11 protein-coding genes and 1 pseudogene are annotated in these 13,142 nt (G+C 45.1%); 6 read left to right on the top strand and 6 right to left on the bottom strand.

Annotated elements, in window-relative coordinates; all coding sequences use genetic code 11:
- The first annotated feature begins 57 nt into the window (after positions 1–57).
- The 4 genes and pseudogenes from CTZ24_RS23305 to CTZ24_RS23290 all read left to right on the top strand — a co-directional run bounded on the left by CTZ24_RS23305 (position 58) and on the right by CTZ24_RS23290 (position 3,096).
- Positions 58–1,047: a zinc-dependent alcohol dehydrogenase family protein gene (locus CTZ24_RS23305; RefSeq protein ID WP_208726800.1), complete on the top strand. Its 990-nt coding sequence runs from the start codon at positions 58–60 to the stop codon at positions 1,045–1,047.
- Between the two features lie 27 nt (positions 1,048–1,074).
- Positions 1,075–1,950, top strand: coding sequence for an MBL fold metallo-hydrolase (locus CTZ24_RS23300; RefSeq protein ID WP_208726799.1), 876 nt, complete (start codon positions 1,075–1,077; stop codon positions 1,948–1,950).
- A gap of 7 nt (positions 1,951–1,957) precedes the next feature.
- A complete protein-coding gene (locus CTZ24_RS23295) occupies positions 1,958–2,341 on the top strand; it encodes a hypothetical protein (protein ID WP_303464873.1) in 384 nt (127 codons plus the stop codon).
- Positions 2,338–3,096 (top strand): annotated as a pseudogene (locus CTZ24_RS23290) (Fic/DOC family protein). The gene CTZ24_RS23295 and the pseudogene CTZ24_RS23290 overlap by 4 nt, the downstream one beginning before the upstream one ends.
- On the opposite strand, the gene CTZ24_RS23285 reads toward CTZ24_RS23290, so the two are convergent.
- Complete coding sequence (locus tag CTZ24_RS23285) at positions 3,093–3,986, bottom strand: LysR substrate-binding domain-containing protein (RefSeq protein WP_021185381.1); 894 nt, start codon at positions 3,984–3,986, stop codon at positions 3,093–3,095. The pseudogene CTZ24_RS23290 and the gene CTZ24_RS23285 overlap by 4 nt on opposite strands.
- A gap of 217 nt (positions 3,987–4,203) precedes the next feature.
- On the opposite strand from CTZ24_RS23285, the gene pckA reads away from it, so the two are divergent.
- The gene (gene pckA / locus CTZ24_RS23280; RefSeq protein WP_208726797.1) at positions 4,204–5,823 is read left to right on the top strand and encodes a phosphoenolpyruvate carboxykinase (ATP); all 1,620 of its coding nucleotides are present in this window, start codon (positions 4,204–4,206) and stop codon (positions 5,821–5,823) included.
- A gap of 1 nt (position 5,824) precedes the next feature.
- Here the strand turns inward: pckA and CTZ24_RS23275 are convergent, their stop codons facing one another.
- Entirely contained in the window at positions 5,825–7,282 is a 1,458-nt protein-coding gene (locus CTZ24_RS23275; protein ID WP_208726794.1) for a hypothetical protein, read from the bottom strand.
- Between the two features lie 534 nt (positions 7,283–7,816).
- Between CTZ24_RS23275 and CTZ24_RS23270 the strand changes: the two genes are divergently transcribed.
- The gene (locus CTZ24_RS23270; RefSeq protein WP_208726792.1) at positions 7,817–8,809 is read left to right on the top strand and encodes a sugar phosphate isomerase/epimerase family protein; all 993 of its coding nucleotides are present in this window, start codon (positions 7,817–7,819) and stop codon (positions 8,807–8,809) included.
- A 117-nt stretch (positions 8,810–8,926) separates the two neighbouring features.
- On the opposite strand, the gene CTZ24_RS23265 is transcribed toward CTZ24_RS23270, so the two are convergent.
- The 4 genes from CTZ24_RS23265 to CTZ24_RS23250 form a co-directional block, all read right to left on the bottom strand.
- Positions 8,927–9,979 carry an acyltransferase family protein gene (locus tag CTZ24_RS23265; RefSeq protein ID WP_208726789.1) on the bottom strand — a complete coding sequence of 351 codons (1,053 nt, stop codon included), beginning with the start codon at positions 9,977–9,979 and terminating at the stop codon, positions 8,927–8,929.
- A 44-nt stretch (positions 9,980–10,023) separates the two neighbouring features.
- Entirely contained in the window at positions 10,024–10,548 is a 525-nt protein-coding gene (locus CTZ24_RS23260) for a hypothetical protein (protein ID WP_208726788.1), read from the bottom strand.
- A gap of 29 nt (positions 10,549–10,577) precedes the next feature.
- Positions 10,578–12,035, bottom strand: a complete 1,458-nt coding sequence (gene wbaP / locus CTZ24_RS23255) for an undecaprenyl-phosphate galactose phosphotransferase WbaP (RefSeq protein ID WP_208726786.1) — start codon at positions 12,033–12,035, stop codon at positions 10,578–10,580.
- A 194-nt stretch (positions 12,036–12,229) separates the two neighbouring features.
- Positions 12,230–12,856, bottom strand: a complete 627-nt coding sequence (locus tag CTZ24_RS23250) for a hypothetical protein (RefSeq protein ID WP_208726778.1) — start codon at positions 12,854–12,856, stop codon at positions 12,230–12,232.
- Positions 12,857–13,142 lie beyond the last annotated feature (286 nt).

Below are 13,142 nucleotides of genomic sequence, written 5' to 3'. Positions count from 1 at the left end.
CCACGTCAGTCACCCCGTAGAGTAATTGGCTACGCCACTTAATTACGAGGTCTGAAAATGTCTAAAGTTGTCAGGTTTAACCGCACCGGGGGACCGGACGTGTTGGAAATCATCAATGAGCAGGTCCCTGCTCCCGCGGCTGATGAGGTGCAAATTCGTGTTCACGCGATTGGGTTAAACCGCGCCGAGATCATGTACCGCAACGGTCAGTACGTTATTGACCCGGTGTTCCCGGCCCGCCTTGGCTATGAAGCTGCCGGTGTGGTTGTGGCCGCTGGTGACAACGTCACGGAATTTCACCCAGGTGATGCCGTCAGCGTCATACCTTCTTTCATGTTCAACGAATATGGTATGTATGGCGAGGTCGTTAATGCCCCGGTTCACGCCCTGGTAAAACACCCTGAGAATCTCTCTTTCGCCACCGCAGCGGCCAGTTGGATGATGTATGTCACTGCCTATGGCGCGCTGGTGGAATTCGGTAATGTGCAGGCGGGCCAGAACGTCATTATTCGTGCGGCATCCAGCAGCGTCGGATTGGCAGCAATCCAGATTAGCAATATGCTCGGTGCCAAACCGATCGCCCTGACCCGTACCAGCGAAAAAAGAGAGATGTTGTTAAAGGCAGGTGCGGCGGCGGTGATCGCTACCGACGAGCAGGATATGGTAGCGGAACTTCAGCAGGCCACCGCAGGACAAGGAGCGCACATCGTTTTCGATCCTGTCGGCGGCCCGGATGTGGCAAAACTGACTCAGGTGATGGCATCCCAGGGGATGTTTTTCCAGTATGGCGCACTCGACAGTCGCGATATGGTTGTCCCGGTATTTGATATTCTTGGTAAACACCTCACGCTGTGCGGTTATGAACTGTTTGAAATCACGACTGATGCAGAAAGACTGGCGCGTGCAAAATCCTTCGTGCTTGAGGGGTTACGTAGCGGCAAGCTGCAACCCTGGATTGATAAAACCTTCAGTCTCGATGAGATTGCAGAAGCCCATCGCTATATGGAAGCGAACGGTCAGGTGGGCAAGATTGTTGTGACTATCTGAAAAAACACTGAAATCAGGGAGTACCGAATGAATATGCAACCCAACTGGCAGGCACCGGCAATTAATCGTAAACAAGTCGGCGATATGCTCGTCACCATGCTGAGTGATGGCTATCTCGATGTTTCCTTTGAGTTGTTGTCGGGCATTGATGGCTCAAGAGCTGAAGCGTTACTCCAGCGACGCGGTGCACCGGTCGCCCCGCGCATCAACATCAACGTTTATGTGGTTCAGACCGCGCAGCGTACCATCCTGATCGACAGCGGTGCTGGCGGAATTAAAGGCTGGGGAGGCAGATTGCCGGTGGCGCTGGCGGCAGCAGGGATCGACCCACTCCAGATTGACACCATTTTGCTGACCCACGCCCATCCTGACCATATTGGTGGCCTCGCTGGGCCTTTGCAGACGCCGCTATTTCGTCATGTGCAACAGTTGTTTGTGCATGAAAAGGAGTTAGCGTTCTGGCGTGATGAAACCATTGCGGCCAGCGCCCCGGATGGGTTTCGTCCCTATTTTGAGCTGGCGCGTAATGCGTTTGGCGCTTACGACCAGCAGTTGGTGCCTTTTCGCGAGGAAGCGATTTTACCGGGCATTCAGGCCGTCCCGCTGTTTGGGCATACGCCGGGACACAGCGGCTATCTGCTCGGGGATGAGAAAGCATCATTGTTGATTTGGGGTGACATTGTGCATTTCCCGCATATCCAGGTGACACAACCTGAGGTCACCATCGCGTTTGACAGCGATCCCGCCGCTGCCGCGCAGGTTCGCAGCAAACTGCTGGATCGCGCCGCCAGTGACAACCTTGCCGTCAGCGGAATGCATTTTAACTTGCCAACTACCGGTAAGGTGGTACGCGAGGGCAATAGCTTCGCACTCAACTATGACCTCTGGTCACCGGTGATGTGAAGAGTGGGTGGCGCGTTACATCGCGCCGCTACAATCACATCTCCATAAGGATTGGCGAAATGGCCCAATTTTAAAGACAGCCCAGCTGGGGCATGTTAAAATTATCAAGATACCAGCGGTCTTGCTCATGCCTAAAACAGCTTACTTAACTGTAGAAAATAAAGTACGTAACCTTGCAGCAGCTCACCATGTTTCTGCAAGTCGCGACGATACCAGCAGAATGGCTGTAGCGATAACACGTCTTGCTGGTGATACCGTCGAACTGGACACTGTGGAACAGATGCTTGTGAATTTAAAACGTAAAGGCGTCCTCACAAAATCGGAGACTCTTTCCATCCAGGCAGATTATCTCAGAGAAAAAAGAGATGCTGGTAAGAATCTGAATGCATGACATTCGATCCTTTTGGTGATTTCAACACTGCTGGTTACTTACAGAACTCGTTAGGATTGAAAAATCCAAATGAAGTTAAGGAATCAGAACATCTGGCTTTTGAATCAAGTATTGAAGATGCGCTGGATTACCTGGCTAGTCTCGAAGTCATTGATTATGATGATGTACTGAAGGTTCATGAGATCCTGTTTTCTGGCTTTTACCCTTGGGCAGGTAAAGACAGAAATGCATTAGTTCCCCATCTGGCAGTTTTTAAAGGTTCTCCAGAAAATCCTCGACATACCACTTTCGAACACCCCTATTATATCCGACCTGCAATTGACTACGTTTTACGCCTGGCTTCAAATCAAGATGGTTTTAAAAATAAGCCAGGGGAAGTGATGGGGGCATTAGCTTTTGCACATCCCTTACTCGATGGCAATGGGCGAACATTACTTCTTGTTTTTATGGAACTTTCATATCGGGCTGGCTTCTCAATAGATTAGGGGAAGACCAACAAAGATGAATATCTAAGTGCGCTTAGTGAAGAAATAGCGGAGCCTTCTAAAGGCCATCTTGATAAATATTTGAATCCATTAATCGTTGAAATTTCAAGCCGAAATGATTGGCCTAAAATGATTGGCGGAATAAAAGGATTAGACGGCCTCGATAAAGATGATGTGACGTATGAAAGTCTGGATGTTCCTGAAGTACAACGAATATATAAAAAGGAGTCATATTTCTCATATCGTGTAAAAAAATACGACAATGATTAATTTACCCGGATATTCTGCGATTTAATATGTTGCCAAAAACGTTCCGCCGCCAGATTCAGCCTCGCGCCCGACCGATACACATAGGCCGAGATCGGTAACGACAAGGTGCCATCCAGAATCATCAGCTTGCCCTCACGTAGTTCACGCTGAATCGAATATTGCGGCAGCCACCCCACCCCATGCCCGTTTACAATCATACGTTTAAGCAACTCACTCATCGAGGAGACGAAGCTGAGGGTAAAGGTATTGTCAGGGATTTTATCGATCACCTGATTCACCTGACGTCCCATATAACTGTCGTTGGCATATTTCATCAATGGCAACCCGCCGTCGTTGAGCCGAAACAACGGTCTGCCATCAACATCACAGGGTGAAACCAGATGCAAAAATGAATCGAATATTTTGTGGTGGATAAAGGGGTAATTCATAAACTCTTCGTTGTAGAAGGTCAGGATAAAGTCGCTTTTCCCTTCTTTGAGGTTATATACCGCCTCATCCACGTTGATGGATTCGACATAGTGAATCCTTTCAGCGCTGTCGGCAAAACCGGCAATTAACGTCGGAAGCAACAAAACCGACAGTGAGGGAGCGGCGTCGAATTTGATACTCTGACGGAAATTGTCCAGTCCTTTGATCCGATTCAGTTGGTAATCCATATCATCCAGCATATTGCGCGCGTAGCCGACAAAACTTTTACCCTGGCGGGTAAGTTGCAATGGATTAACGCTGCGATCGAAAATGGCGAAGCCAATCGCTGATTCCAGCGACTGAATACGACGGCTGAATGAAGACTGGGAAATGTTGCGCTTTTCAGCGGCTAACGTGAAGCTCCGTGTCTCTTCCAGAGCGATAACATCATAAAACCACTTCACTTCCAGATTACTGACCATCGCGCTGATTCTCACAAAATCTTATTTGTCGCCATGCAAATTATGCATGGCATATAGAAATTATGCAATCAATGCATCTGAATGTTGGTGCTAGTATCCTGAACAGTTGCATAACTGAACTTCGCCATTTCATTAACAGCTCAGTTAACTATCAAACAAACTATCGGCCGCAGTGCTATGCAGCCCAATATTCAGCCAGCAATCAGTCAGGTATAACATGTCCAGCTCTGAGAAGATTAAAACAGCCCTGTCAGATTTAGGGATTACCCGCGTAAGCGAAGTGATCTACAACCCCGATTATGACCTGCTTATCGCACATGAAACCTCGGCAACGCTTAACGGCTATGAACGCGGTGTCATGACGGCTTCCGGGGCGGTCGCGGTCGATACCGGTGAATTTACCGGCCGCTCGCCGAAGGACAAATATATTGTCCGTGATGAGCTAACCAGAGATACCGTTTGGTGGTCTGATGCGGGTACTGGCCGTAATGATAACAAGCCACTTTCCCCGTCGGTGTGGGCTGAGCTGCGTCATCTGGTATCAAACCAGTTATCTGGCAAGCAACTTTACGTGGTGGACGCCTGGTGTGGTGCCAGCAATGACTCAAGACTGGCGGTGCGCTTTATTACCGAGGTAGCCTGGCAGGCCCACTTTGTGAAAAACATGTTTATCCCGCCTTTAGCGGAAGAGCTGGAAAATTTTGAACCTGATTTTATTGTGATGAACGGGTCAAAATGCACCAATCCGCACTGGCAGACGCAGGGTCTGAACTCTGAAAATTTCGTCGCATTTAACCTGACCGAAAAGATGCAGCTGATTGGCGGCACCTGGTACGGCGGAGAAATGAAGAAAGGCCTGTTCTCGGTGATGAACTATTTTCTGCCGCAGCGCGGTATCGCCTCTATGCATTGTTCCGCCAACCGTGGTGCTGCGGGCGATGTGGCGTTGTTCTTCGGTCTTTCCGGCACCGGTAAAACCACCCTCTCCACCGATCCGCTGCGTGAGCTGATTGGTGACGATGAGCATGGCTGGGATAACGAAGGTGTCTTTAACTTTGAAGGCGGCTGCTATGCCAAAACCATCAATCTGAGCGAAGCGGCAGAACCAGAGATTTACCGTGCTATTCGCCGTGATGCGCTACTGGAAAACGTGGTGGTGCGTGAAGATGGTTCAGTCGATTATGCCGACGGCAGCAAAACCGAGAACACCCGTGTTTCATACCCGCTGGCACATATTGAAAACATCGTTAAACCGGTTTCCCGTGCGGGCAATCCATCCAAAGTGATTTTCCTCGCGGCAGATGGTTTTGGTGTGTTACCGCCCGTATCACGCCTGACGACCGACCAGATGAAATACCACTTCCTGTCTGGCTTTACCTCTAAACTGGCCGGGACGGAACGTGGGATTACCCAACCTACCCCAACCTTTTCTGCCTGCTATGGTGCTGCCTTCTTGATGTTGCATCCGACGCAATACGCGGAAGTGCTGGCGGAGAAAATGGCGGAAAGTGGTGCTGAAGCCTGGTTGGTCAACACCGGCTGGAATGGCGAAGGTAAACGACTTTCTCTGCGTGATACCCGCAATATTATTCGGGGCATTCTGGACGACAGTATCGTTCTCGGTGATAACACGCTGCCGGTATTTGGCCTGCTGATCCCGGATGCTGTGCCAGAGGTGGAGTCTCACCAGCTTGACCCACGCAACGGCTGGGCAAGCGCGGAACAATGGCACGATGCAGCAGACAAACTCGCGAGCCTGTTTATTACTAACTTCAGTCAATATGCGCAGACCCCGGAAGGTGCCCGGATTGCACTGGCGGGGCCAAACCTGGCGTAATTTATCTGCGACCCGTCACTGCGCTTGCAGATGACGGGTCACGCTGCCGTAATAGTTGAGGGTTGTCGTTCAGCTCGTACTTCACGGAATTCAGCAGCGAGACGGAATGCGTCAACATCTCGTATCGATACAACAACAGCATTAACGCTCCCGGTGTTTCATTCCTTAACCAGGGAAAGTTTATAAACAATGTCCTGATGCTGTCCCTTGTTTCAGCCTCCGACTTAACATCGATTGTGCGCAAAAATGCGGAACACATCGACAGATCCAGCTTTGACAAATCAGCTTTGCTGGCATCCCATGCCGCTTTAGCCGCAGCCTCGTTTAACTCTCCTGCGTGAATATGTTCAACCAGCGACGTGATGATCTTTTCTAAACAGAGTGTGTCCTTATCAGGCGTAAGTAACTGCACTTCATGAATTAACATCAGCCATTTTATTTCATCGCTAATAATAATATTCAACAGCTTTTGCAACAGATGACAGCGTTTCTTCACGCACTCCCAGCACAACAAAATCTGATCTGACCCGGGGAGAACAGCACCGTCAACTGGTGCTAAATATACGGGTAACTGCGAGATAAAGGGTAAACCTGATTCCATTGTTATGATTGCCGACGGAAGACGCGCCTCCATCAGGCGCGTTTCATAGTCACACGCTGACGCAACCATAAGCCGAGCTTTTTCAGCGTTTGCATATTTTATTACATTACGGACAATTTTCTCTTGTGGATTGATACCAGCGCAAAAAGCGACTTTTGTCAGCCGATGCCAGGTAAATTGCTCATCCGGAAACGCGTTCAGAAAATTTACAAGCCATTCAAATTGCTGAGCCACCTTTCGAACCAATGTTCCGGGCTGATTGTGCTGTATCCAAAGACTCATGTCAGTTGTAATATCGGCGTCAGCGATACTCCAGCAAGTACTAAGAAGATTAAAATGAGGTATATGAGTGCCACATGCTTTTAGCTTTTGCTGCCAGGCAGAAGGGGTGAGTAAGATATTTTTTTCAATTAACCTCTCGGCCATAAAAAACATGGTTCTTCTCTGATCCAGTTCAGGATACATACCCTTGATGTTATTGTATATTTCAACAAAATCTTCATCAATGCGCTTATGTTTATACCTAATGATTCCCTCGACCACTTCCTGATTAACTGTCAAACCACGGCACTGCATTTTAGAAATCAATTTTTTTATTTTCGGCGCCGTTAATATACAGTCATCGCAATGGAAAATAATGTCCTTTAACGCTTCAATTTGGGTCAGGGGATCACGCAGTAACTGAAATTTTTGTATAATAATATCATCAAGTTCCGTTGTACTGGTGTAAATTACAGAAGATATACTCGTAGAACTTTGCGATACCGTTATCTTCTGTAAGGGTAGCTGAAGAGGAATTACCGTTGACAGGGGGGCCGACGCGTTTGAAATGACATTTGATGCAGGCATTCTGATCATAAAAACCCCCACTGAAAGCCGGGACGCTGAAAATTGAAACCCAGGACGCCACAAATTTATTCCATGAAAGAGAAGATACGCCCTCGAATAGCGTCGTTATTATAGTGCACATATCCGATGATCTTTCTCAACCACGATAATAACTCAGTAGTGAGAGGAGTCGCATGTTGAATAGCAGCATGACAGGCGCAATTCATGATATGAGATGTTAAAACCTGCGTTATTAAGAGTAATTTCCCACCTTTTCAGTTCCTTAGGCTCTCCCTGTCATCAGAAGAACGAACGTCAAACCAGGGGCGTTTTTTCACCATGAAAGTTATCTGAAAGAGGTGAATCAGACCATTTTTGTGATTCCCACGACAAATTCGCATTATCACGCTAGCTGACAGGTGCTTGGATCTCACACAATGGAATATATATACCTACATGAATATATATTCATGTAGTACAGGATACTTCGACGAGCTGCATGGATCGGCATGTAAGCCGGACATCGGCATTCGCATCATAGCCGTGGTTTAAGGAGAACATCTTATGAGTACCTGGAACTACCCAAAATTTGGCGCGGGCCTGTGGCACTTCGCTAACTATGTTGACCGCTATGCGGTGGATGGTTATGGACCCGCGCTGAGTACGCTGGAACAGATTCGCATCGCTGGTACAGTAGAAGATCTTTCGTATGTTGATGTCCCCTATCCCTTTACCGAAGGTGTCAGTGTCAGCGATGTCAAACTGGCCCTGGCGGACGCCGGCTTAAAAGCTATCGGTGTTACCCCGGAGATCTACTTACGTCGTTTTTCGCGAGGTGCATTTACCAACCCGGATCCGACTTTGCGCAAACAGGCATTTGAACTGATGCATGAAGCCGTCAGTGTGGTACGCGAATTGGGGGCTAACTATGTCAAGGTTTGGCCAGGTCAGGATGGTTGGGATTATCCATTCCAGGTCGACCATAAAAATCTCTGGCGACTGGCGGTTGATGGCATGCGCGAGCTGGCGAGTGCGAACCCGGATGTTAAATTTGCCATTGAATACAAACCGCGTGAGCCTCGGGTAAAAATGACCTGGGATTCAGCTGCACGTACATTACTGGGTATTGAGGAAATGGGGCTGGATAATGTGGGTATCCTGCTGGATTTCGGTCATGCCTTATTTGCCGGAGAATCCCCTGCCGGTTCCGCGCAACTGATTATCGATCATGGCCGCCTGTTCGGCATGGATGTGAACGATAACCTACGCGGCTGGGATGATGACCTGGTGGTGGGAACGGTACATATGACCGAGATCTTCGAGTTCTTCTACGTACTGAAGATCAATAACTGGCAGGGTGTCTGGCAGTTGGATCAGTTCCCGTTCCGCGAGGATAATGTGGAAGCAGCTAACCTGTCGATTCGGTTTTTGAAGCATGTCTATCGTGCGTTGGATAAGCTGGATATTGTGGCGTTGCAGGTTGCGCAGGTGGAGCAGAATCCGCTGCTGGCGCAGAGGATTATTCAGAATGCGTTGCTGACGGCTATTGAGGAATGATGGGATCACAGGATGCAACCTGAGCCTGATTAAAACAGGCTCAGGTCGTGGTAAAACCATACGTAAACGTCGGCTTATTCGGCTATCAAGTAGAAATATTAAAATAAAGTCAGTAAATCAACCAGTAAACACATCCCTGACATGTTTAAATACAGGAGGGGAAAGTCTTGATCGCAACCTTGAAATCATGGAAGTTTGAATATACATAATTATGATGGAAATTAAACATGCGATAAAATACTTAACCAAGAAACTATATTGAACATGAGAGGAGATGAAAAACTCCACTACAGGTATATGCCACAAATATATCCATATGCTGTTAGATGACACAAAGACAATAAAATCCTTAATCATTCCATTAGCAACGACGGCCACCTTATTAACAAACAAACCAAGGGAGAATATCATAAAAAACGCATAACTTAGATAATACCCGCTTGGCGGATACTTATACTCTTGAGTTGATACAACAGTGTTGAACTCTGACTTATATAAAAACAAAAAAGTAACAAAGGCAATGAATGATAAAAAAGCGATCAAAACCTTAGTAATTCGAGAAAACTTATGGTGATTTACACCCAACATAAAAACAGCACCATAAGATAAAACAGGCAACAAATAGTTGTTAAGTACATTAGCAACCCACCCTGGCCAGGAAACACTCTCATGGACATAAACAAACTGATTCATAACAAGAAGAATCATTGCAAAAGATAAAACACTCCACTGTGAGAGTTTAAATGTAATAACTTTCAACATTGGTGCAACAATGGCTATCAGTAAAAATATCCTGATTATCCATGTATAACCCAATGAGTCACTTAAACCATCCGTTGAATCTATAAATAGAATCGTATTGAGATAAGAGCTGATAGTATTGTATTTTTCAAAAAAAACAGGAAAGAAGAAATGAACAACCAGGTAGAAAAAGGTAACGAATATCCAAACAGGGAATACTAGCCTTTTTATCCTCGCATGTATATACTCCAGGAAACCTTTACCTCCGCTCGAGAGAGCAAAAGATAAGCCTGAGACAAAAACCATCATTGGAACATCGAAATTTCTTAATTGCGCTATTACGCCAGGAGGCCTGACATGCGCCAATATTATTAAGAAAAGGCCGATACACCTGAGAATATCAATTGATAAATCTCTTTCCTTCATCATATATGCATTCTTCTCTTAGGATGCCTGCTTAATACCCATCAGCATTATGCTGCCAATATTTCTGTTTGTAGGAAACCATTTAATGTCAGGTAAAACAAGTTCCTTCTCTTTTCGAAGAAGGTATAGGTAAGTTGTGACTTATATTCACGCAATTTTTTCAACGTAATGAGTAAAGTATCACAGATTCTCTCATCATCCCAACCACGCAAGATTAGCAGGAAAACTCGCATTCTGGCGCTATCATCTTTATGTTTAAAAGGTCTAACTTTTTTAAATAACTTAGCACCTTGAAAGTAATCAAACACATCTTGCGTTCGGACATCAAGGGCTATAAAGGAAACATCACAAACAGATTGAAGAATAAACACCTCAAGCTCATTATTAAAAATTAAGACAATATTTCTGGACTTTGAATTAATCTCCCCTCTACTTAATGCCGAAAGGAAATGGTGAATATCACAGACAAATAAGTTCATCTTATTATACGGCATGTCACGAGAAAGTTTCTCTATTGCATATTCGATGAATTTATTTTCCAGATGAGTGATAAGTGGCTCGAGTTTTATCACATTAACTCCATTAAATAAGTCAGAGGATATTAATAGGCACCGTCGCGTTTTAGCACTACGCCAACCGTTTTGAACAGAATCGCGATGTCATTCCATAACGACCAATTTTTTACATACCAGGAATCAAAATAAACGCGAGTTTCATAATCAACATCGTTACGACCGCTGACCTGCCACAAGCCGGTCATGCCGGGTTTTGCCATCAGATAATAATCGACATCGCCAGCGTAACGACTCAGTTCATCTTCAATAACCGGACGCGGGCCTACCAAGCTCATATCTCCACGGACTACATTCCACAACTGAGGTAATTCATCCAAGCTAGTCTTGCGGATAAAATGACCAACTTTAGTGATGCGTGGGTCATTCTTCAGCTTGAAATCTTTGTCCCATTCAGCTCGTGCAACCGGATCAGTTCGCAGCACCTCTTCCAGAACTTCTTTCGAATTGATTACCATTGAACGGAACTTAAGACACTTAAATTTCCGTCCATTGAGACCGACACGTTCGTGCCCATAGATCGGGGTGCCACCATCCCGGCTGACAAGATAACCCAAAATTAACAAAGCCGGAGATAACGCGATAATGATACCCAGTGCGCCAACAATATCGAATGTTCGTTTAAGGAACCGGGATGTACGTTTCGCAAGATTGTTATTTACACGCAAAATCATAACTTCATGACTGAAAATATACGCCATATCTGTGCCATAAAGCGGCACACCACGAAGTGTCGGGATAACTGAAACTGAACGACAATTACGTCTCGCAAGATTTTTCAACCAGTTATCCCGATGCTGGCTTTGTTCTGACTCAACGGCAACAATAAACTGCGTTTCTGCGTTTGTGATTAACCAAAGATCCTGCTCATTTCTTAATACCGGAATACCTTCAATATTAGCCTGTGGACAGTTGCCATCAACATCATAGTAGGCAACGACGTCATACCCCATAACCTCCTCACTTTGCAGTGCCTTCCAAGCCTCTTGAGCATTTTTGCTACTGCCAATGATCACTGTCTGTTTTTTCCACATGCCAAAATGATTCAGCAAGCGTCGTGCAATCGCCCGCCCTACGGGGATCACAATTAAGGCCAGTAACCAGGTAAGTACCCAGACGAAACGTGACATTTGCCACTGTGATAGCGCAGTAATTGACAAGTCTATTACCGAAAAAATGAGGACAGTGCGGAAGATCTCTTTAAGCTCAAACCAGAAAGGTTTGCGATACGTGAAATGGCGCAGACGAACCCAGAACCATCCAACACATACAATTGACAAACAAATATGCGTGACGATTTTAAGATTGAGGTCTTTTGCAGAGATATCTGCAAGTGGAGAATGAGAGAGTGACTCAATTAATGCCAACGCAATAAATAAGGCGGCATTGAAAAATATCAAATCTGAAAAAGCCAGAGAGATCTTGGTGAGCAAGTTTTTATAAGTAAAGTCTGAGGTAATGTGTATGCGTTGCTGTAGTGTATTCATATGAATAGACCCGATCAGTTAAACCGTTAATGATTAACTTAATTTGATTTAAATATTATATTAGAGGGAAATCTATCAGACACTTTGTGTCTTTAATGATGAGTTGATAAAAACCCTTCTGAATATCCCTACCATATAGAAATCAAGATAAATTTGCATTTGAAAACATGAACTATTATCTGGTTGCACCAAGGTCATATTTTAGTTGATGCTAAACTAGCAAGAATGCGCTCTATGGCATGTGACTTATTTGTTGGGCTATCATTTCTAAACAAAGAATGACCAAGTGTATTAACAATCTGGATAGTTATTTCAGATGATTGTAAATCCAAAGTTCCGAGGCGTTCAAAGAACCCACAATTGACTTCTCTAAGAGTAAACTTGCTGTCAAAAACCTCCACGTTGATAGCTTTAAACTTAGCCACAAGAGAAAAGTAGATTACTAATCCTGTTCCCAAGGAACGCAATAACTTTTTTGCATTAATTTCGACACCATCATTACTCTTCAGTGCAGAATCATCAATAATAGGAAAATGAACCTTTCCATCCCCCCTCCCAATAATGTTGGGCACTTGCAGGTCGACATGATCTCTGTAATAAAAATCCAGATTCTTTAAATATTTTCTTCCTACATAACTCTCATCATCAAAAAATATGAACCGCTCGTACTCATTGTATTCATCAATGATAGAATTAAAAATAAAACTTACCAATCGACCATCCAAGAACTGCTTTAGAATAATACTCCGAACATAAAACCCCAGTGTGTGAATAAAATCCTTATCAAATTCTAGTGGGTTAGGCCCGTAGTTAACAATCATCAGATCCACATTAGAGAATTCTTTGTTCATCAAAGAATTTAGTGTTAGTGAGTCTTTATAGATTTTACCATACAAAACCACTACTAACATTGTTCTACACATAGGAAAACCTTAACCCATCGAGATGATAATAAGACGAATCGCACTCATTAATTGTTATATATCAACAAGTATTAATGAGTAGTCTTAAACTCAGGAATAGCTCACTTCTTTGCTCAGCTTAAATGCCTTCCATTTACTTTGAATATAGTTGCCCAGTTCAAGTTGGAATCGTTCTGCGGAGAAC

Origin of the sequence: Pantoea phytobeneficialis (assembly GCF_009728735.1) — a bacterium.
In the GTDB taxonomy this organism is placed as follows: Bacteria; Pseudomonadota; Gammaproteobacteria; order Enterobacterales; family Enterobacteriaceae; genus Pantoea; species Pantoea phytobeneficialis.
Note: the sequence above shows the minus strand (reverse complement) of the source record. Positions and strands in the feature narration are given on the sequence as shown.